We start from the raw sequence: 20602 nt of genomic DNA on the forward strand, positions 1-20602 counted from the left end.
CCTAGCGGGCGGCGCCGCCGCCCGTTCCGGAGCTGACCCGAACCATGAAACTCGACGCCATCGACCAGCACATCCTCGACGAGCTGACCGCCGACGCCCGCATTCCGCTGGCGACGCTGGCCACCCGGCTGGGCCTGTCGCGGCAATCGGTGCGGCAACGCATCGACCGCCTCGAAGGACAGAAGGTGATCAGCGGCTACACCATCCGCCGCGCCGGCAACAGCAACGCGCACGCGGTACGCGCGGTGATGCTGGTGTACCGCAAGGACCGCATGCGCGGCGCCGATGTCACCAGCGTGCTCGCCAAGATCCCGGAAGTGGTGGAATGCGCCATTCTCAGCGGCGAGATCGACCTGATGGTGCGACTGGAGGCCGACTCCCACGAGCGCATCAACCAGATCTGGAGCCAGATCAGCACCCTCGCCGGCGTGCAAAACATCAACACCTGCTTCGTGCTGTCAACCCTGGTGCAGCGGGCGTGAGACGGCCGCGTTCGCGTGAGGGATGTTCAGCAAGGTTGGCCGCAACGGCGATTTAGAGTCGCTAACAAAACCTCGCAGCGCACCTGAGCCAAGGCGCGCCGACGCAGGCAGTACAAGTAGTACGACAAGGAGGCGCAACGCAGGATCAGGGGTTTTGTTAGCGGCTCTTAGTACAGCCGCGTGCCGATAACGCCAGCCGTGTACGACCTTCACGGCTCAGGCATCCGCACACTGTAATACCCGCGCCACCCGGTCCAGCGGCAATGCCTCCTCACACCACTGCGCCGGCGTGACGGCGATCGTCAGCGCGCCAACGCTGCGGTCGCTCAAGAGCGCCAGGCAGCGCTGGTACAGGCTGTCGCAGGCCAGGTGATGGCGCTGCCCGGTGGCGTCCTCACTGTGCTGTGCGGTGGTGAAGTAGCACGCCACCCCGGCACGCTGCAGCTCGTCGCGGCGTTGCCGTGCCGCCGCCTCGGCCATGGCGCCGCCGACGAACAGCTCGACCGGGATACGTCCCCCTGTCGGGAACAGCTGCTGCATTAGCCGCGGCATCGCGTCGCGCGAACTCTGGCTGGCGCCCAGCGCCGGCGCGGCATTGATCTCGTTGATGATGGCGCCGTTGGCATGCCAGGGCTGGCCGATGTCAGGCGTGATCATGTCGATACCGGCCACCTCCAGGCCAAACAGCGCCGCCGCACGCAGCGCCAGCGCCAGATTGTCCGGATGGGTGGCGGCCAGCATGTCTTCGTCGCGGCCGCCATCGGCCGACGATTCGATCGCGCGCAACGCGATCCACGCCCCCGCCGCCGGCACCGACACCAGCTGCAGCCCCGCCTCGCGCAGGCAGGCACGGGTGTCGTCATCGGCCCGCAACGGCGGCGCACGCCGCCACGGCGGCAGGGCCAGTTGCTGCAAGTTGGCCGCGTCGATCAGCGCCTGGATGCTGCGCACACCATCGCCTTGCACCGCCACCGGCAGGCGCTTGACCACATACATCACCCGCCCGCCGACCACCAGAATGCGATGGCAGACGCCGGGGGCCTGCTGCTCCAGCAGCAGCGGCCAGCCAAAATGCGCCGCCTTGTCCAGCGCCAGCTGCAGCTGCGAGCGGTTGCCGATCCCGGTGCTGACCCCTTCGCCACGATCACGCGCCAGCGGTTTCACCACCAGCGGCCAGCCCAGCTCCTGCGCCGCGGCGCTGGCCTGTTCGCCGTTGCCAACCAGCCGCTGCACAGCCGTGGGCAGCCCCGCCTGCCGCAACCACTGCGCGGCCAGCTGCTTGTTGCCTGCCGCGCGGATGCCGATCGAGGAATCGCTATCCAGCCGGCTGGTGAAGGCGTGCCGCAGATGCACGCCCCAGCCCAGCTGGAACACGCCGTTGCCCTCGTGCCGCCACGGGATGCCGGCGTTGGCCGCAGCCTGCAGCAGTGCCATGCCCGACGGCGCGGCGATGGCGTGCGGCAGCAGCCGCGGCAGGGTGTCCTGCGCCAGCGACTGAAAAAACGCCGCCACCGGATCACGGCCTGCCGCCTGCCATGCCACCGCCTGCAGCCAGCGGACACAGCAGTCACAGGCCTGCAGCAGCAGCGCGGCCGGTACGCCATCCAGTTGCGCAAAGGCGATGTCGCACTGCCAGGTCGCCGCCCCATCCTGTGGCGGCGTGATGGCCAGCACCTTGCCGTCGGCCAGCAGCGGTATGCCGCAGGCACGCAACAGCGCCGGCGTGGCGACGGCTATGCGCCAGGCAAGGCGCTGCAACTGCGCCTCGACCGGATCATGCGGTGCATCCGGCAGTGCTGGCTCGACCAACGGCGGCTCCAGCCAGGCGTGCAGCCAGCCATCCAGCATTGACCAGTCCATGTCGACCGGCAGCGGGCCAAGGCGGATGCTCAACACCTGCTGTGGCTGCCGGACCGTGCCGTCAGCAAGGGAAGGCAAGGTCGTCATCGTCATCGCTACTCCTCTTCAGCGGGTGGCAGATACGCTTGCAGCAGCGCCAGCCATTGCCCGGCATCTACCGGCGCTTGGCCGCACGGGGTCTCGGCCACCACCTCCAGCCGCGAAATGCGGTCGAGGGGCAGCCCGGCCGCCAGCCAGTGGCCAGTGCTCACCAGCAGCACGGCCTGCACCCGCGGCTCCAGCAACAACGCCTGCAACCGGTGAGCCGCGTCTCCCGTCATCGCCAGCGGCTGGCCGTGCGCATCGAGACAGAACTCGTCCGTGCAGATAAAGCAGCTGACGCCCTGCGCCGCCCACGCTGCCTGCCGCTGGCGTGCCGTTGCCAGTGCGGCCGCGGCGCCGATATAGACCTCGACCGGGATGCGGCCGCCAGCGGGCCACAGCTGCCGCAGCATAGCAGGCAGATAGCGCCGATATAGCGTACCTGCGCCCAGCTGCGGCGCATGATTGACCTCGTTGATCACCGCGCCGTTTTCATGCCACGGGCGCCGGATATCCGGCGAAATGATGTCCACCCCGGCCATCGCCAGCCCCAGCCGGCGGGCGGCACGACAGGCCAGCGCGATGTTGTCCGGATGTACCAGCCGGGTCACATCCTCGTCCTGCGCACCGTCGATATTGCTGGGGATGTCGCGCAGGAAGAGCACCATGCCGGCGGGCGGGATGCTGTGCCAGTCATGGCCCTGCCGGGCGAGGCAAGCGGTCGCGGCCTGATCCTGCGGCAGCGGCGGCAGGCGCCACCACAGCATCTCCTCCTGTCGCCGGCGATTCTCCGCAGCCAGGCAGTGCGCGAGATCATGGTGACCATCGGCAACCAGCGCCGCCGGCCGGCGGCGCATCACGAACAGCAGCTCGCCACCCACCACCTGCAGGTGATGAGTGTCGCCGGCGACCTGGCGCTCGACAATCACCTCGCCGACCACGGCGGCCGCCAGCCGAAAGGCCAGGCGGGCGGCGGTCTCGTCCGCCACACCGACGCTCACCCCCTGCCCGCCCTCGCCACTGGCCGGCTTGAACACCAGCGGTGCCGCCATTTCGCGCCATGCCAGCACCGCATCGGCCTCCGTCGCCACCAGCCGCTGCTCCGGCACCGGCATGCCGGCACTGGCCAGCCAGCGCCGGGTCAGCACCTTGTTGCCGCTGACCTGGATGCCGAGCATCGAATCCGTCGCCAGCCCGCCCTGCTGCAGCCGTCGCGCATGACCGCCCCAGCCGATCTGGTAGCCGCCCTGCCCCAGATGCTGCCACGGCAGTTTGGCCGCCGTGGCGGCGGCCAGCAGCGACAAGGTGGTGTCGTCGGTCGGATTGTGCCGGCACAACGGCCCGATCAGCGTCGCCTCCAGTTGCCGGTACAACACTTCGCTCGCGGCAAAGTGGCCAGGGTTGGCGAGATAGCCGCTCAGCACGATGGCGGCGGCCTCGTAACAGCGTGCGACATCCGCCGCTGGGAAAAAGGCCACTTGCGCAATCGCCGCCTCCGCCTGCCAGCCATCCGCCACCGGCAGCAGCCGCGTGATCACCCCCGGCGTGAATACCGGGATGCGTGCCAGCCGCTGCAGCTGCGCGGCCAACTGCAGCACGCGCCAGGCCCACTGCGCCACGCACTTTTCGCCAGCAGTCCACAGGGGGTCCACGGCAACGGGCATGAGCGCTAGCCGGAATGTCGCCGCCAGCCAGACGTCGGCCGCCTGCCAGTCGGCGTCTGGCGCCAGCGCCGCAGAGCGGAAGCGTAGGATCTGAACCGGCTGGGACAGCCCGTAGCGGTAAACCGGCGAACGGGCAGGCTGCAACTCGAGTATGTAGGTCATGAAAAAAAGCATAAAAAATGGCAGTGGCGCGCGCCACTGCCATGGTCAGTCATAAAACCGGCTGGCTTAGAACATCCAGCGCAGTTTGACCGACACGGTCTGGTTCAGGAAGTCGGTCTTGTACAGCGCATCGTAACGGCCGGTGATTTCCATGCCGCTGGCGGTTTTGTGGGTCAGGCCGAAGCCGCCACGCACCTGCCACGGGCTGGGTTCTGCACCGTAGGTGACAAACGCCGCATTGGGCGCACCGGCAAAGGCCGACACGATGGATGAGCGCTCGTTGAGGGTATCGTAACCGACGCCGAGGTTGGCCTGCAGCTGGGTGCCGTTGCCGAGATCCTTGTTCAGTTTGCCTTCCAGCGCCAGTACCAGTGCGTCCGACTTACGACTTTGCACCTGCAGGTTCAGTGCGCCGGCACCGGTTTCGCTGTAGGCCTGATCCTTGATCCAGGTGTAGTCGGCACGCAGCGACGGAATGACCGTGGTACTGCTATCCAGCGCATAGCTGCGACCGATACCCAGGCCGGCATGCGCGGTGAAGCTGTCATAGTCGGAAGAGGCCGTGGACTGGGTGAACGCGATCCGGCGCTCGCCCTGCGAGTTGCCCTGGCCAACGTCCACCTGGAAATTCAGGTTGGTGCGCTCGTCCAGGCTGTAGCTGCCGTAGCCGACCAGCTGATAGACATCCACTTCGCTGCTCTGCTTCGCCACCGTGGACTTGCCGTCGATATCGATATTGGCATAGGCCAGCGCGCCACCCAGACGCAGCTGCGGCGACAAGGCACCGTCGACCCCGAGCGTCAGACCTCGGGTGCGTGCATCATAGCCGGCCACGCCGTCACGGTTTTCCTGCTCCGCCCAGGAGCCGAACGGTTTTACCCACACATAACGGTCGCTGAACGCCTGGTCACCGGCCGACAGGCCGGTACTGCCTTCGATACGTGCCTGCACGATCTGGTTGACGCTGGACAGCGCATCCTGCGTCGCGGCGATGGAAGCACCGGTATGCAGCGGCAGAGTCTGCGACACCGCGTCGGACACTTCCTGTGCCGTGGCCAGCTGGCCCAGCGCATCGACCACTTCTTGCAGACCGGAGGCACCGGAGTCCAGCACCTGTGCCGCGCCCAGCCCCGGGGTATTGCTGTTGTCACGCGCCGCCTGCTCCACCGTCTGTGCGCGCACGGCATCGATGTACAGGGTGTTGGAGAGCACCCGCTGCTCGAAGTTGAACAGCGCACTGTTGTCGGTGATCTGCGAGAAGGTGCCGTTGAGGGAGCTCGACCCGTGAATGATGCCGAAGGAGTTGAGGCCGGAACTCAGGCTCAGGCCGCTGTTGGCCTTCACGTCCACATCCAGCGTGCCGTCCAGCTCAACGTTGGCCGCCTGCAGGTAGCTGTAGCTGCCCTCGTCACTGGTGGAGACAATGGCGACCCGCAGCGTGGCGCCGGACTCCTGGCTGAAATAGCCGCTCAGCTGTGCGGCGCCGGCAGTGCCGCTATTGCGCAGGTCGTCCCTGTCGGCATTGGTCTTGAGCGTCACCACCCCGCCGTTCATATTGAGCAGGTCGGTGGCGACGATGGAGCCGGCGATCTGGCCCTGGTTATAGATACTGATCGCCTGTGCTTCCAGGCCGCCGGCACGGTTCACGGCATGACTCTGTCCCACAATCACGCCGCTGCTGCGGTTGTAGATCTGGGTTTCATGACTGCTCGAATCATCCTGCAAGTAGATCGCCGTGCTACCGGTAATGCGGCCACTGTTGTCAATGGAGGTAGAAAACTCGTTGCCGGTACTGATGGTAACGGCAGTGCTGCCGCTCACATCGATGGCACCGGCAGAGCTAACGGTCAGGTTGCTACACACCGTCGCCGCCGTGGTTGTCTCGGTGGTGACGGAGGTAGCGCAGCCGACCGCTTGCGCCGAACCGGCGGCCAATGCAAAACAGGCGGCGGCGGTGGCCAGCACCAGCGGTTTTTGCTTGCTGGCAGGTTGGCCGCAGGCAGGACGGGCAGAGAATGGGGTGGGCATGGCTATTCCTAAGTCTGGTACAGGTGGCGACATTGTGATTACATAAAGACAACTTGAAAATAAAATGTCATAACATCGAGCAATTTATTATCCCTACTGTGGTTTTCCATACTCGAAAACAGGGATGACAGCCCGCCAATACAGGCGTTGCGTCGCCAAGACCACAAACTGTCTGCACATGACCACCACAGCAACACTGCCGGTATGTAGCGCACTTTATAAACAAACTTTGAAAAATACCTCGATGCCGCAACTCAATCTTGCCCACATGGAGCTGTTTCCGACCCGGGTCTGGTCGGTCAGCCTGTCAACCCTGAACGAGCACGTGCCGCAATGGACAACACAGATCGAATCGTGGCGGCAGCAGAATCCGGTTGCGGAGGGACGCTCCAACCGCATGGGCTGGAACAGTACGCAGACACTGTTTGATGACCCGCTTTTTCAGCCGCTGGCACAGGCGGTACGCACCGTTTTCGATTTCATCTTCAACGAAATGGGCCCGCCACTGCATCGCTACCAGCTGAAAGCCTGGGCCAATGTGCACGACGCGGGCGGCTACAACACCTTTCACAATCACGCCGGAGCACTGCTCAGTGCCTGTTACTACCTGAAGGTACCCACCGGCAGCGGACCCATCGTGCTGCGTGACCCGCGACCCGGCGCGCTGTTGTCACCATGGCAGGGCAGCTTGCGCCCCAACGCCGGCAGCGAGATTTCCATTGCCCCGGAAGCCGGCCAGCTACTGGTGTTCCCCAACTGGCTGGAACATGGCACCGAAGCCCATGCCGGCAGCGAATCGCGCATCTCGATCCCGGTCAATGCCATCCTGGGCATCTGACCCGGGGCTTCGGTGGCAAGTCGCCCCCGGCTTGCCCGCTGCCAGGCCGCTTGCTATACACAGGACAGCCCGCAACAACAAGGGCGATGCCATGCGCGCGTGACACCCGCCTTGTGATACCGGCAGCAGGAAACACAACGCGCGCCCGCTTGCGGCCAACCTTGCCCGGGGCGGCCGCTGGCAGCAACTTGCAGCGAGGTGACTCCCGCCATGACACCCGGTTCACGAACCTGCCTGTTTGACGCGGCGCAACTGAAGGATCTGCTCGATGCCATGGCCGCGCGGAGCGCCGGCCTGCTGCGCGGCCGGCAACGCGTGGCGGTGATCGGCATCCGCCGCCGTGGTGCGCCACTGGCCGACCTGCTCACCGAACGGCTGGTGGCGGTGCATGGCATGGCGCTGCCGTTGCGGCTGGACCTGCTGGTCAAGCGCTACGCCGACGATCTCACCCTGCTGCACCCGGAAACGCAGCTCACCGAACAGGCGCAGCACGCGGCGCTGGATCTCTCCGGCTACACCCTGCTGGTAGTCGACGACGTGCTCTACAGCGGGCACTCCATCCTGAAAGTGGTGAATTATCTGGTGCAGAAGCAACCCGCCGCCATCCGGGTGGCGGTGCTGGTGGAGCGGGCCGGCCGCTGTCTGCCGCTGGCCGCCGACGTGGTCGGCACCCGGCTGGAGATTGCGCCCCCGGACATCATCGAGTGCCATGTGCCGCCGTTTGAAAGCGACTTCAAGATCGAGCTGTTGCAGCCCGATCGCCCCCACTGACCCGGACGGAAAACGCCATGTTTGCAAACCGCGATGATGCCGCGCGCCAGTTGGCCGCACGGCTGCAGCCCTACCGCGACCAGCACCCGCTGGTGCTGGCGATCCCGCGCGGCGCGGTGCCGATGGCCAGGTTGCTCGCCGACGCGCTGGACGGGGATTTCGATGTCGTGCTGGTGCGCAAGCTGCGTGCACCGCGCCATGCGGAAACCGCCATCGGTGCTGTCGATGAAAGCGGCTGGACCTACCTGGCACCGTACGCGGCGGCGATGGGCGCGGATCAGGCTTACATCGAGCGCGAGAAACAGACGCAACTGGCGACCATCCGCGCGCGGCGGGAAAGCTACACCCCGATCCGGCCGCCACTTGATCCCGCCGGCCGGCTGGTGATCGTGGTCGACGACGGCCTGGCGACCGGCGCCACCATGCTGGCGGCACTGCACGCGCTGCGCCACAAAAAGCCGGAGCGGCTGGTCTGTGCCGTACCGGTGGCCTCGCCTGATGCGCTGGAGCTGATCCGCCCGCTGGCCGACGAGGTGGTCTGCCTGCACGCGCCGCACTACTTCCAGGCCGTCGGCCAGTTCTACCGCCACTTCCCGCAGGTGGAAGACGAGGAAGTGATCGCGCTGCTGGGTGGCTGAAGCCGTTGCCGCCGCCGAACGAATCTGCTGACGGTCACAAGCCGCAGCCGTTGCCGGCAACAGGCGACACAAACCCGCCGCCTTGCCACGCCATAGTCTTGCCCCCGTCCTGGCTTCATTAGACCTTGACAGTGGTTCCGCTCTGCCAACATAATTTTACCAAACGGTATAGTTATTTAACAGGTAACGGGGCAAGCGGACACGCTGCGTGCCGACTTTGCCGTCCCTCTTTGTGCGAAATGTCCGCCCCCTGCCATCGTCTGGTATGGAGCGGTGATCGAAGCACGCGTAACAAGGGCAAGAACGGACAATGGGCAAACCGTAACGACTCGTTCAACAAGGTGGCCATGCCCCGGTTACCGGACTTCACACCAGGAAGCCGCCAGGCGGTTTAACGATAAATAAGATGGGGTGTCTATGAGTACGCTGAGCCGCTGTGCCCTGGTTGCCCTTATGGTGCTTTGTTTTGCGATTCTTGGCATGTCCATTCATGAATTCATCCCGTTCCAGATGAGTTTTCCAATGGACATGGCCCGTTCCATATCGGGACTGGTTGGCACACTGTTCGCTATCGTTCTGGGTTTGCTGGTGTCGTCATCCTACAATGCCTTTAACGGTCATCAGGCCGACTTGAATTCACTGGTAACCGTCCTGGCCAATATCGACCTGCTGCTAAAGAGATTTCAGTCCAAGGACAATCCCTCTCGTCACATCCTGAGGGAAATTGTCATCGCCCTGCATTGTCGCTACTGGCCTGAAAAAAATGGCACGCACTGGAAAAAGGTAGGCTATGCCAATCTTTCTGACGACATCGATGGCATGATCGAGATCAACAAGATCGCGGAAAGCATGCCCGGCGTAACGCAAGATGACATTAATGCCATCCGGCAACTTTCCAGCAATTTTGTAACCACTCAATCCAATATCATCAGGAACCTGTCGAACCAGGTTCCGTCACTGTTGCTATTCATCATTTTTGGCTGGGCATGCCTGTTGTTTTTTCTATATGGCTGTACAGGTGAGGCCAGCTTGTTTTCTGCTTTTCTGCTGTCCATGGGGTCCCTGGCCGTTGCCAGTACAAATTTCCTGATACTGGAATTAACCCAACCCTACCATGGCATTTTCAAGGTCTCGAGCGCAGCGCTGGATTTACTGATTGACTCCATGAACAAAGACCAACAGGAACTCTCGTCAAATAAGCAACCCGCGACATTCATTTGAATGATCTTTATCTGGTGCTTGCTTTTCAAAAAATGCCCAACATCCAATGATGTCGAATCGTAAAAGCAGCACGCATCATCACGCCAAGACCGCTTGCCACGAATGTGACTTGCTGCAGGTACTGCCGGTGGCCGTCACGCAAAACGTGGTCTGCTGCCGCTGCGGCGCACTGCTGCATCGCGCGCCCGGTGATCAGCCGCAGACCTCGCTGGCGCTGGTGTTGACCACCCTGTTCGTCTTCGCGCTGGCCAATGTGTTTCCCGTGGTGGGGCTGGAGGTGGGCGGTGTGCGCACCGCCACCACGCTGCTGGGCACCGTCTCTCAGCTGATGCGTCAGGACATGCTGCCGGTGGCCATGCTGGTGCTGTTCACCGGTGTGCTGCTGCCGGGCATCGAGTTGCTGGCCTTGCTCTACCTATTGCTGCCATTGACGCTGGGCCGTGTACCGCACGGCTTCCCCCGCGTGATGCGCGCGATCCAGATGCTGCACCCCTGGGGGATGGTGGAAGTATTCTTGCTCGGCGTGCTGGTGTCGCTGGTCAAGTTGGCCCATCTGGCCCAGGTGCATCCCGGCATCGGGCTGTGGTCGTTTTTCGTGCTGATCGTGCTGCTGGCCACCAGTGCCAGCCGCTTCGACGCGGCCCTGTTGTGGGAGCGATACGAAGCATGCCGCACTATCCGCTGAATTCCGCCGCCGCGCGCGGCTGGTGGCATTGTCACGCTTGCGGCCTGTTGTGCCGGAGCGTGGATGAGCGTCCCGGTGCGGCGGCCGTCTGCCCGCGTTGCGGCGCCGAGGTGAGGGCGCGCAAGAAGCGCAGCGTGGAATACGCCTGGGCCTTCCTGCTGGCTGCCATCATCTGTTATCTGCCGGCCAATCTGCTGCCCATCATGGAAACCGTCATGCTGTCCGGTACGCAGAGCGACACCATCATGAGCGGCGTGGTGTTCCTCTGGCAAAGCGGCTCCTGGCCGCTGGCACTGGTGGTCTTCATTGCCAGCGTGCTGGTGCCGCTGCTCAAGATTCTGGCCATGCTGCTGTTGCTGGTCACCGTACAGTGCCGCTCGCGCTGGGCGCCGCGGCAACGCACGCGGCTATACCGCTTGCTGGAAGCCATCGGCCCGTGGTCGATGCTGGATATTTATGTCGTGGCGCTGCTGGTGTCGCTGGTGCAGCTGCAGTCTCTGGCCAGCATCAAGGCCGGCCCTGGCGCCATGGCCTTCGGCGCGGTAGTGGTGCTCACCATGCTGTCCGCCATGTGTTTCGACCCCAGGCTCATCTGGGATCCCATCGAGGTAAATGATGATCGACAAGCGTGACGACGCGCCGGACGAACCGGTGCAACAGGAATTGCCGCAGGCCAGGCTGGAGGAACGACGGCGCTGGTCACCCTCGCTGGTGTGGCTGATCCCGGTGGTGGCCGCGCTGATAGGGGGCTACCTGACCGTGCAAGCCATCCTGTCGCGCGGTCCCACCATTACCATCGCTTTTCACAACGCCGAAGGCCTGGAGGCCGGCAAGACGCGCATCAAGTACCGGGATGTGGACATCGGCGAGGTGACCTCGGTAAAAGTGAGCGAGGACCGCAAGAGCATCATTGCCACCGCGCAGATAAGCAAGGAGGCCGAGCCCTATCTCACCAGCGACAGTCGCTTCTGGATCGTCCGGCCGCGCATCGCCGGCGGCAGCGTGTCCGGTCTCGGCACCCTGCTGTCCGGTGCCTATATCGGCATGGACGCGGGGCGGAGCAAGACCAGCAGCCAGCGTTTCACCGGTCTGGACGTGCCTCCCATCATCACCGGCGACCTGCCGGGCAGGCAGTTCGTGCTGAAATCCGCCGATCTCGGTTCGCTGGACATCGGCGCGCCGGTGTACTTCCGCCGGGTGCCGGTAGGGCAAGTGGTCGCCTACGCCCTGGACAAGAGTGGGCAGGGGCTGGACCTCACCGTCTTCATCAACGCCCCCTACGACCGCTTCGTGGTGCCGGATACCCGCTTCTGGCACGCCAGCGGTGTAGACCTTTCCATTTCCGCCAACGGGCTGAAGGTAAACACACAGTCTTTGACGGCCATCGCGCTGGGGGGCATCGCCTTCGAGTCGCCATCCTCTGGCGAGAACGCGCAGCCAGCGGCAGCAGGCGCGGTATTCGGCCTGGCGGAAACCCGCGATGTGGCCATGCGCACGGCGGATCACGAGGTGTACCCGATACGACTCAAATTCCAACAGTCGGTGCGTGGCCTCTCCGTGGGTGCGCCGGTGGACTTCCGTGGCATTGTCATTGGCGAGGTGACGGCCATCGGCCTGGAACAGGACAAGGCGCGCAAGGATTTCAACATGCTGGTGGATGTGCGCATCTTTCCCAGCCGCTTGCTGGCCATGTCGAGCAATCTCGACAAGGACCGCAGCCTTCGCCAGCAACTGTCGCTCAAGCAAATGGTGACAAACGGCCTGCGCGCCCAATTGCGCTCCGGCAGCCTGATCACCGGCCAGCTGTTCGTGGCGCTGGACTTCTTCCGCGACGCCAAGCCGGCACAACTGGGACACGAGCAGGACATGGACGTGATGCCGACCATCCCGGGCGATCTGGAAGAGCTGCAGGCCATGATGCAACGCATCGCCCGCAAGCTGGACAAGATGCCGCTGGAATCCATCAGCGCAGGACTGGACCAGTCCGTTCACGAGTTGCGCGCCATGCTGGCCACCACCCGCCAACTGATGGGCAACATCGACGACAAGATGCTGCCGCAGGCCACGCAAACACTGGACAAGCTGCAAAAGACGCTGGACGACACCCAGCAAGTGCTGCAGGCCAACTCGCCGCTACAGCAGGACATGCGCAACGCCGCGCTTGAGGTCAGCGAAACCGCACGCAGTGTCCGTGCCCTGGTCGATTATCTCGACCGTCATCCCGAAGCACTGATTCGCGGCAAGCAAGGAGACGCCCAATGAAATGCCGCTTCGCACTCCTGGCGGTACTGATGCTGGTGGGCTGTGCCTCCGTGCCAGCCACCTTCCATGGCCTCGCCGCCGTCGCAGCGGCTCCGGGCAAGCTGACTTCCGGCGCCAGTCTGCTGGTGGGGCCGGTGACCTTGCCGGCTGGCGTAGACCATCCCCAACTGGTGCTGGAACAGGCGGATGGCCGCTTGCTGCTGGCCGAGGAGCAGCGCTGGGTCGCCAGCCTGCCGCGACTGCTCGCGCAGGCGGTGGCCCTGGATTTGTCGCGCCAGTCAGGCCTGGGCACCGTGTACGCTTGGCCGCAGCCCGCCTTGGCGCAGACCGATTTTTCGCTCCTGCTTGATGTGAGGGTGTTCCGGCTGGCCCCCGGCAAGGAGGCCGAGCTGGAGGCTGGCTGGCGCCTGCTTGCCAAGGGACGGGACCGGCCGTTGCTGACCGGGGTGTTCCACGCCAGGGAGGCCGTTACCGGTGACCAGGTGAGTGATGTGGTGAAAGCGCAGGCGCGACTGCTTGATAAACTGGCCCAGTTCCTGTCCGCGAAATTCTGTGAGCAAATACGTTTGTCCCCCGCTGGGGCGTTTTAATGGAATGCACCTTGCCGGAACCGGCAACGGGGCGGCACCGTGACCTCCCGCGGATCGATGCGAGCGTCACCATCGACGGCAAATCGATCGGCCGGGGCGCTGGACACCGCCCCTCCCCGAAGGGCTGGCCAAACCAGCCATCAACGGCGGCGTTGTCGGCTTTGCGCCTGGCACCGGGAGCGAAACCGAAGCGGACGGGCGGGGACACGAAGCCGAAACGGGGGCCAAGCGGGGTCAGCGACAACAGCGCGGCGATGCCGACAAGCGCCAGCGTAATCGCCACCAACCGCAGAGGCGGCTGGCTTTACAGTGCTGAAACCGTTGTCACCGCCGGACGGGACAGCCCGGCGGCATCCGCCGGCAATCCCGAACCACCCCGGCGCCGCGTCAGCCGCGCTACAGCCCAGCTAGCACCTCGTCCAGCGTGCCCAGCAGCTGGTCGGCGTTGGCGCGCGAGAACGGCAGCTGTGGCCGCACCTTGAGGATGTTGCCGGCCGGGCCGGTGGCGCTGATCAGGATGCGGCGCTGGCGCAGCGCGTTGACCACGCGGGCGGTTTCCGCCGTGGCCGCTGTCTTGCGCTGCCGGTCGCTCACCAGCTCCACGCCGAGGAAGAAACCGGCGCCGCGCACATCGCCGATCAGTGCATGTTTTGCGGCCAACGTTTCAAAACCGGCCTTGAGATAGGCGCCGGTGTCGCGCGCGTTCTGCTGCAGGCCCTCGTCGCGGATGATGTCCAGCACCGCTAGGCCGGCGGCACACGACACCGGGTTGCCGCCAAAGGTATTGAAATAGCGCACCTGGCGGCCGAAGGCGTCGATAATCTCCGGCCGTGCCGCCAGCCCGGCAATCGGGTGGCCGTTGCCCATCGGCTTGCCCATGGTGACGATGTCCGGGGTGACGCCGTGGCGCTGGAAGCCCCAGAAGTGGCTGCCGCTGCGGGCAAAGCCGGCCTGCACTTCGTCGGCGATGAACAGCCCGCCGGCGGCGCGGATCGCCTCCACCGCACCGGCGAGAAAACCTGCCGGCTCGGCAAACACGCCGTCGCTGGTAAACAGCGTGTCCACCAGCAGCGCCGCTGGTTGGATGCCGTGCCGCTGCAGGTCGGCGATCGCCTGCTCGACGTGGCGGGTAAAGCGTGCGCCCACCTCCTCGTCCGGATGGCGGTAAGCGTCGGGCGCCGGCACGGTGCGCACGTGCACGCCCAGCGGCACGTTGTGGCCGAAGGCCGGCGAGCATTCCGCCACGCTGCTGGTGACGCCGTGATAGGCATGACTGCTGACGATCACGCCGGCACCGCCGCTGTAGTTGGCCGCCAGCCGCAGCGCCAGATCGTTGGCCTCGCTGCCGGTGCAGGTGAACATCGCCTGGCTCACCGCCGCCGGCAGCGTCGCCAGCAGCCGCTCGGCGTAGTCGAGGATGATGTCGTTAAGATAACGGGTGTGGGTGTTCAGCGTCGCCGCCTGACTGGCGATGGCGTCCACCACCCGCGGGTGGCTGTGCCCGACCGAGGCGACGTTGTTGTACACGTCCAGATAGGCGTTGCCGTCCGGGTCGTACAGCCACACCCCCTCGCCGCGCACCACATGCAGCGGCTGTTCATAGAACAGCCGGTAGGCCTGCCCCAGCACCTGCTGCCGGCGTTGGATCAGCGCCTGCTCGCGCGCCGGCAGGCTGCCTGCGGTGGCCGGATCGAAGGCATTGGCCATGCGTTGGTCCTTGCTGCTCATGCTTGTCCTTTCATGCCGCACACTTGCAGCAAAAATGCCTGCGCGGCGTCGCGACCGACGGCTTGCAGCCGTTGCAGGCCGTCCCAGCTCAGGCCGTTGTTGCGCAGGATGTAGGTCTTGTTTTCCGGGTAGCGGCTGGCGCGCCAGCCTGTGATGGTCACCGTCATGCACAGCCGGGTGAGGATCAGCTCGTACAGCAGCAGTACTTCTTCGCGCCGCAGCGGATTGGTCTGATGGTAGCCGGAGATCAGCTCGGCGGCGGTATCCAACGGGTTGGCAGAGCCGGACAGCTGGTAGGAACAGGCCACCGCCAGCTCGCCCACCAGCGGCGCCTGCACCATGTCGCCAAAGTCGATCAGCCCGCTGGTGGTGATCTGATCCTGCGGATCGACCAGCACGTTGTAGGGGTTGAGGTCGTTGTGGATCACCTGCCGGCGCAGCCCCGCCAGCGCCGGCTGTATCTCGCGCCGGAAATGCGCGACAAACGCCGCCAGCGTGTCGGTTTGCGGCCCCGGAGGCAGCTCGGCCAGCAGTGGCTGCAGCCGCTCGCTGTGCTGGATGTCCCACAACAGCGCGTGATCGGCGGACGGGTGTTCAAAATCGCTGAGCGCCAGATCCAGCCGCGCCAGCGTCTGCCCCAGGTCGCGGCGCTGCGCGGCCGAGCGCGTGATCTGGTGCAAAGGTTGGCCGCCAAGGTAGCTGAACTGGCGCAACACCCGCTGCGTACCATCCGCCAGCGTAATCGCCGCATACGGTTCGCCATCCAGCCGCGGGATAACGCGCGGGATCGGCAGCGCCGGGTCGCGGCTGGCGGCATGCAGCAGCGCGCGGGTCTGGAAGTCGGTCACACCGCGCGCCTCGGCCGGGTGGGTCAGCTTCAGCACGTACTGCTGGCCATCATCGCCGTGGATGTGGAAGTTCTGGTCGCGCTCGCTGTTGAGCGAGCTGGCGCGGCCGCGCAGGCCGTAGTGCTGCCACAGCAGCTCGCTGGCGGCCTCGGGCGTGGTGGCGCTGCCCATGGTGGAAAACAGCTGGTCGATGGCGCTGTCAGACATGCTGGCCTCCGTTGATGTGGATTTCCGAGCCGTTGATATACGAGGAACGGTTGGAACACAGGAAGTAGATCGCCTCCGCCACCTCGTGCGGCGTGCCCAGCCGCTGCATCGGCACGTCGTGCTCGACGATTTTGGCGGTGTCCGGCGACAGGATGGCGGTGTCGATCTCGCCGGGGGCGATGGCATTGGCGCGGATGCCGTGCGGCGCGAATTCGTGCGCCAGTTCGCGGGTCAGCGCCGCCAGCCCGGCCTTGGACGCGGCGTAGGCGACGCCGGCAAACGGGTGCACGCGCGAGCCGGCAATGGAGGTGACATTGACGATGCTGCCCTGCCCTTTTTTCAGCTCTGGAAACAGCCCCCGCGCCAGCAGCGCGGTGGACACCAGGTTGACGTTCAGCACCCGGCCCCAGGTGTCCATGTCGCTGTCCAGGATGCCCAGCCGCGCGCCGTGCGGCCCCTTGGGCGAGATGCCGGCATTGTTCACCAGCGCGTGCAGCTCGCCACCCGGCAGCCGGCTGCGCACCTCGGCCACCAGCGCATCAAGGCAGGACAGGTCGGCCAGATCGGCCTGCACATGACTGGCGCGCGCCGACGGCCAGCGGCAATCCTCGGAAAACGGCTGCCGCGACACGGTAAAGATGTGCCAGTTGTGTTCCTGGAACAGCTTGACGGTGGCGTGGCCGATGCCGCGGCTGGCCCCCGTCAACAGCATGTAGCGCTTTTGATCCGGCATGGCAGACTCCTGGTTGCGGTGGTGGCGGCCGTTGCGGCGGGCCGATGGCCATGCCGACCGTGTGGCGCAGGCTGGCGGGCCGTGACATCACGACATCAAATTTATGATGCATCATATTTGTTGCATTTTTTAATTGCAAGCGCGGCACCGCCAGTAGCGCGCCGCGTGTTGCCGACGCCACCAAGCGCGGCCGCGTCGGACTTGCCGACCCTGCGGCCAACCTTGCCACCCGCCCGCGCGGCCCTCATGTTTATTTGATGCATCATATTTGCTGACGCCGATGCTAGAATCGGGCCATTCAATCTTGCGGCACGCCCCACCATGACCGACGCGCTGGACACGCTGGAACACGACAACCTCGGCAGCACCGTCTACCACCTGCTGTGCAATGCCCTGATCCAGGGCAAGCTGAAGCCGGGCGAGCGGCTGAAGATCCGCGAGCTGGCGGCGCGGCTGGGCACCAGCGTCACCCCGGTGCGCGATGCCATCCTGCGGCTGGTGCAGGAACAGGCGCTGGCGATGAAATCGGCGCGCGACATCCGCGTGCCGCACATGACGGTGGCGCGCTATCTGGAGATCCGCGCCATCCGCATCAAGCTGGAAGGGTTGGCCGCAGAGATGGCGGCGCAGAATGCCAATGCCGAGCAGATCGCGCTGTTGGAGGACCTGGTGCGGCAGAACGAACAGGCGATTGCCGACGGCGATACCGCCCGCGGCTGCGACCTGAACCAGCGCTTTCACTTCGCGCTGGTCGACATCGCCGGCATGCCCTTCCTGCAGGGCATCCTGTACCGCATCTGGCTGCAGATGGGGCCGCTGATTGCCGACGTCTACAGCGCCGGCGGCGACGACATGCTCGACTTCCACTACCCGGTGCTGGCCGCCATCCGCGCCCATGACGGCCCGGCCGCCGCCCGCGCCATCAGCGACGACATCCTGTGCGGCGGGCAGGTGATCCTGCAGCACCTGCAAGCCGCCGCGGTGGTGCCGCCGGCGGTGTAAGCGCCGGCCGCCTCCCACCCCGACCCGCCACCCACGCCACAAAAACGGGGCGACGCTGTCACGCAGCACGACCCCGGCCACAATCCCTGCCCCAAACCGCCCCGCCGGCAGCGCCCGCTGCCCAGGCCATCCCCCATCCCCCATCCCCTGCGTGCGCGGCACGGCAGCGACGGCGGTCGATGATTATGTGCGTCAGCAGACAGACGCCAACAGCACGGCGCCACAAGCTGCAACTAGCCAAGCCAGCCTGAACCCAGGCGCCAACGCCGACCATGGCAGTACGCGCGGGGGCAACGCGGCAAACGGCGATAAGGCCCGCGAAGGCAATCAGGCGTGACGCACCGCGTTCCGCGCCAAGCCACACCGGTCATGCCGTCTTGCGCAAGCAGGACTCGTCATACGAGGAGATGCAACATGAAAAAAATCATTCTGTTAATGACCGCCCTGCTGCTCGGCACGGCGGCTTACGCCGACGATATTGCGCTGGGCGAGCCAGGCTACGGCGGAACCGGCTGTCCGGCCGGCACCGTCGATGTCACCCTGAGTCCGGATGCCAAATCCTTGAGTCTGTTGTTCGACGAATACCAGGTCAGCGTCGGCGGGAGCAGCGGCAAAAGCTTTGACCGCAAGAGCTGCAACATTGCCATTCCCGTGCATGTGCCGCAAGGACTGAGCGTGTCGATCCTGAAAATCGACTTCCGCGGCTTTAATCACCTGCCGCAGTCGGCGACCTCGCAGTTCAACGTCGAGTACTTCTTCGCCGGCACCCGTGGCCCGACCTTCCAGCGGCGATTTCGCGGTCCCATTGATGAAGACTATCTGATCAGCAACACGCTGACTGCCGAGTCGATCATCTGGTCGCGTTGTGGCGAGGACGTCAACCTGCGCACCAACTCGAGCATGCGCGTGAACACGGTTTCCAACAGGGAAGCCATGGCGTCGATCGATTCCGAAGACGTCAATGCCTCGATCATCTACCACCTGCAGTGGCGCAATTGCCGCTGAGCCCATCGCGGGCGGTGCCTGGCAGCAGACGCCGCCCGGTTCATGAAAGGAAACGACCATGACCTGGCTGCTGCGTAGTCTTCTCGCCTGTGCCGGGCTGCTGTGTCTGCCGGCACAGGCCCAGGAAAGCAACGGTTGCCCCGCGGGCAGCTACTCCGTCATCAGCTCGCCTGATGGCACCACCCTGAGCATCTTGTTTGACCAGTTCACCGTCGCCAACAATGCGAATGCCGTGAGCGGCGCGCAGCGCAAAGTCTGCCGCATTACGTCCCCGCTCAATTTACCGGCCGGTTATTCCATCGGTGTCTACAAGGTCGACTACCGCGGCTTTGCCAAACTGGCGGCGAAGCAGGAAACCGCACTCGACGTGCAATATTTCCTGGGGCCACGCGACAACGCACACGGCCGCATTTTCAAACGCAAGATCAAAGGCCCGCATGAAAACGACTACCTGTTTACGGAAAACATCGGCGCCGGACAAATGAAACGGGTCGGCTGCGGCGCGGCGGCGATGCTTGATGTCAGCATCACCCTAAGCCTCGATGGCGAGCTGCGGCGCGGTGCGGCCATGGCGTCGCTGGACACGACCGACGCCGCCCCGGGCGCGGCCCTGGTCTACCATCTCAATCTCAAGCCGTGCCCGTCTTGACGCGGCCGCTGGCCTCCGGCTGAGGCAGCCGGTTGGCGTTGGCAGGTGATGCTCAAGCGCCGATACCAATCACTTGCAAGGCCAGTTGCCGCGCCGGCGCGATGACTGGCCAGTTGTCACCCGCCTGCCGCAGCGCGGGCGGCACCGTCTGATCTGTTCCGCCTATCACAAGCTTAGGCAAAAGGTATTTCACAGCGCCGGCGTCAGCAACGAGCATGGAGGCTGACCGCTTTCGAGATCGCACTAGTGAGAAATATCCTGAGCAAGCCCGACCGGCTGGGGGTGATGTTTGCCTTTCTGGCCGCCTTCGGCTTTTCCTTCAAGGCCATCTTCGTCAAGCTTGCCTACGCCACCGCGCCGGTGGATGCCGTCACCCTGCTGACGCTGAGAATGGTGTTTTGCCTGCCCTTTGTCATGGTGGCCTGTGTGCCGGTGTTGCGGGGCATGCCGCGGCTGACGCGGCGCGATGTCGGCATGCTGCTGTTGCTGGGTGGCATCGGCTATTACGGCTCCAGCATGCTCGATTTCTATGGCCTGCAATACATCTCGGCCGGGCTGGAACGGCTGATCCTGTTCACCTACCCCACCCTCACCATCCTGATCGGCGTGCTGTTCCTGGGCAAACCCGCAGAGCGCAGCATCATGCTGGCCGCGATGCTGTCGTATGCCGGGATTGCGATTGCCTTCGTGCATGACGCCAGCCAGAGCAATGATGTGCACAGCGTGGCGCTCGGCGCCGGTTTTGTGTTTGGCTGCGCGGTGCTGTACGCGCTGTACAGTGCCGGCTCGGAGGTGGCCATCAAGCGGCTGGGGGCGATGCGCTTTTCGCTGCTGTCCATCCTGGTGGCGACCGCGGCCGTGGCGCTGCACTTCCTGCTCAGCCGGCCGTGGCAGCAGTTGCTGCTGCCGGCGCCGGTCTATGGCTACGGCCTGGGCATGGCCCTGTTTTCCACCATCCTGCCCATCGTCTGGCAGTCGCTGGCGATCCGCCATATTGGCGCCGCCCGCGCGGTGCTGATCGGCATGCTGGGGCCGGTGCTGACGATCTTTTTTGGCTGGTGGCTGCTGCACGAGGCGGTATCGCTGTCGCAGCTGGCCGGCACGGTGCTGGTGATTGGCGGGGTGCTGCTGGCCAGCCGCCGCTGAGC

Annotated in this window: 20 protein-coding genes; 13 read left to right on the forward strand and 7 right to left on the reverse strand. The window is 64.9% G+C overall.

Annotation, left to right across the window (positions count from 1 at the left end; translation table 11 throughout):
• The first annotated feature begins 44 nt into the window (after positions 1–44).
• Positions 45–482, forward strand: a complete 438-nt coding sequence (locus tag NOM55_RS12855) for an Lrp/AsnC family transcriptional regulator (protein WP_255908894.1) — start codon at positions 45–47, stop codon at positions 480–482.
• Between the two features lie 216 nt (positions 483–698).
• Here the strand turns inward: NOM55_RS12855 and NOM55_RS12860 are convergent, their stop codons facing one another.
• From NOM55_RS12860 to NOM55_RS12870, 3 genes are all read right to left on the reverse strand, one after another.
• Positions 699–2435 carry a hypothetical protein gene (locus NOM55_RS12860; protein ID WP_255908895.1) on the reverse strand — a complete coding sequence of 579 codons (1737 nt, stop codon included), beginning with the start codon at positions 2433–2435 and terminating at the stop codon, positions 699–701.
• Positions 2436–2437: 2 nt separating this feature from the next.
• Complete coding sequence (locus NOM55_RS12865) at positions 2438–4249, reverse strand: hypothetical protein (RefSeq protein WP_255908896.1); 1812 nt, start codon at positions 4247–4249, stop codon at positions 2438–2440.
• Positions 4250–4315: 66 nt separating this feature from the next.
• Entirely contained in the window at positions 4316–6277 is a 1962-nt protein-coding gene (locus tag NOM55_RS12870) for an autotransporter outer membrane beta-barrel domain-containing protein (protein WP_255908898.1), read from the reverse strand.
• 244 nt (positions 6278–6521) lie between these two features.
• On the opposite strand from NOM55_RS12870, the gene NOM55_RS12875 reads away from it, so the two are divergent.
• The 8 genes from NOM55_RS12875 (at position 6522) to NOM55_RS12910 (ending at position 13282) form a co-directional block, all read left to right on the forward strand.
• The gene (locus tag NOM55_RS12875) at positions 6522–7115 is read left to right on the forward strand and encodes a TIGR02466 family protein (protein ID WP_255908899.1); all 594 of its coding nucleotides are present in this window, start codon (positions 6522–6524) and stop codon (positions 7113–7115) included.
• Between the two features lie 210 nt (positions 7116–7325).
• On the forward strand, positions 7326–7886 hold the full coding sequence (locus tag NOM55_RS12880) for a phosphoribosyltransferase family protein (protein ID WP_255908900.1): 561 nt from the start codon (positions 7326–7328) through the stop codon (positions 7884–7886).
• 17 nt (positions 7887–7903) lie between these two features.
• Positions 7904–8524 carry a phosphoribosyltransferase gene (locus NOM55_RS12885; protein ID WP_255908902.1) on the forward strand — a complete coding sequence of 207 codons (621 nt, stop codon included), beginning with the start codon at positions 7904–7906 and terminating at the stop codon, positions 8522–8524.
• Between the two features lie 417 nt (positions 8525–8941).
• On the forward strand, positions 8942–9745 hold the full coding sequence (locus tag NOM55_RS12890; RefSeq protein WP_255908903.1) for a hypothetical protein: 804 nt from the start codon (positions 8942–8944) through the stop codon (positions 9743–9745).
• Between the two features lie 109 nt (positions 9746–9854).
• On the forward strand, positions 9855–10430 hold the full coding sequence (locus tag NOM55_RS12895) for a paraquat-inducible protein A (RefSeq protein WP_255908904.1): 576 nt from the start codon (positions 9855–9857) through the stop codon (positions 10428–10430).
• Positions 10412–11062 (forward strand): paraquat-inducible protein A, encoded by a 651-nt coding sequence (locus NOM55_RS12900; RefSeq protein WP_255908905.1) that lies wholly within the window; start codon positions 10412–10414, stop codon positions 11060–11062. Before NOM55_RS12895 ends, NOM55_RS12900 begins: the two co-directional genes overlap by 19 nt.
• Positions 11043–12692: an intermembrane transport protein PqiB gene (locus NOM55_RS12905; protein ID WP_255908906.1), complete on the forward strand. Its 1650-nt coding sequence runs from the start codon at positions 11043–11045 to the stop codon at positions 12690–12692. The genes NOM55_RS12900 and NOM55_RS12905 overlap by 20 nt, the downstream gene beginning before the upstream one ends.
• A complete protein-coding gene (locus NOM55_RS12910) occupies positions 12689–13282 on the forward strand; it encodes a membrane integrity-associated transporter subunit PqiC (protein ID WP_255908907.1) in 594 nt (197 codons plus the stop codon). The genes NOM55_RS12905 and NOM55_RS12910 overlap by 4 nt, the downstream gene beginning before the upstream one ends.
• 396 nt (positions 13283–13678) lie before the next feature.
• On the opposite strand, the gene NOM55_RS12915 is transcribed toward NOM55_RS12910, so the two are convergent.
• From NOM55_RS12915 to NOM55_RS12925, 3 genes are read right to left on the reverse strand one after another with little or no spacing between them, the layout of a single operon-like run.
• Complete coding sequence (locus NOM55_RS12915) at positions 13679–15010, reverse strand: aspartate aminotransferase family protein (RefSeq protein WP_255908909.1); 1332 nt, start codon at positions 15008–15010, stop codon at positions 13679–13681.
• Positions 15007–16065 carry a phosphotransferase gene (locus NOM55_RS12920; protein ID WP_255908910.1) on the reverse strand — a complete coding sequence of 353 codons (1059 nt, stop codon included), beginning with the start codon at positions 16063–16065 and terminating at the stop codon, positions 15007–15009. The genes NOM55_RS12915 and NOM55_RS12920 overlap by 4 nt, the downstream gene beginning before the upstream one ends.
• The gene (locus NOM55_RS12925) at positions 16058–16798 is read right to left on the reverse strand and encodes an SDR family NAD(P)-dependent oxidoreductase (RefSeq protein ID WP_255908911.1); all 741 of its coding nucleotides are present in this window, start codon (positions 16796–16798) and stop codon (positions 16058–16060) included. Before NOM55_RS12925 ends, NOM55_RS12920 begins: the two co-directional genes overlap by 8 nt.
• Before the next feature lie 321 nt (positions 16799–17119).
• On the opposite strand from NOM55_RS12925, the gene NOM55_RS12930 reads away from it, so the two are divergent.
• From NOM55_RS12930 to NOM55_RS12940, 3 genes are all read left to right on the forward strand, one after another.
• Positions 17120–17800: a GntR family transcriptional regulator gene (locus NOM55_RS12930; protein WP_255908912.1), complete on the forward strand. Its 681-nt coding sequence runs from the start codon at positions 17120–17122 to the stop codon at positions 17798–17800.
• 414 nt (positions 17801–18214) lie between these two features.
• Positions 18215–18805, forward strand: a complete 591-nt coding sequence (locus tag NOM55_RS12935; RefSeq protein ID WP_047965719.1) for a DUF4360 domain-containing protein — start codon at positions 18215–18217, stop codon at positions 18803–18805.
• Positions 18806–18863: 58 nt separating this feature from the next.
• On the forward strand, positions 18864–19454 hold the full coding sequence (locus NOM55_RS12940) for a DUF4360 domain-containing protein (RefSeq protein ID WP_255908913.1): 591 nt from the start codon (positions 18864–18866) through the stop codon (positions 19452–19454).
• A gap of 52 nt (positions 19455–19506) precedes the next feature.
• Here NOM55_RS12940 and NOM55_RS12945 read toward each other — a convergent pair whose 3' ends face one another.
• Entirely contained in the window at positions 19507–19671 is a 165-nt protein-coding gene (locus NOM55_RS12945) for a hypothetical protein (RefSeq protein ID WP_255908914.1), read from the reverse strand.
• Between the two features lie 29 nt (positions 19672–19700).
• On the opposite strand from NOM55_RS12945, the gene NOM55_RS12950 reads away from it, so the two are divergent.
• Positions 19701–20600 (forward strand): DMT family transporter, encoded by a 900-nt coding sequence (locus NOM55_RS12950; RefSeq protein ID WP_255908915.1) that lies wholly within the window; start codon positions 19701–19703, stop codon positions 20598–20600.
• Positions 20601–20602: the final 2 nt, after the last annotated feature.

Origin of the sequence: Vogesella sp. AC12, from assembly GCF_024437575.1 — a bacterium.
Taxonomy (GTDB): Bacteria; Pseudomonadota; Gammaproteobacteria; order Burkholderiales; family Chromobacteriaceae; genus Vogesella; species Vogesella indigofera.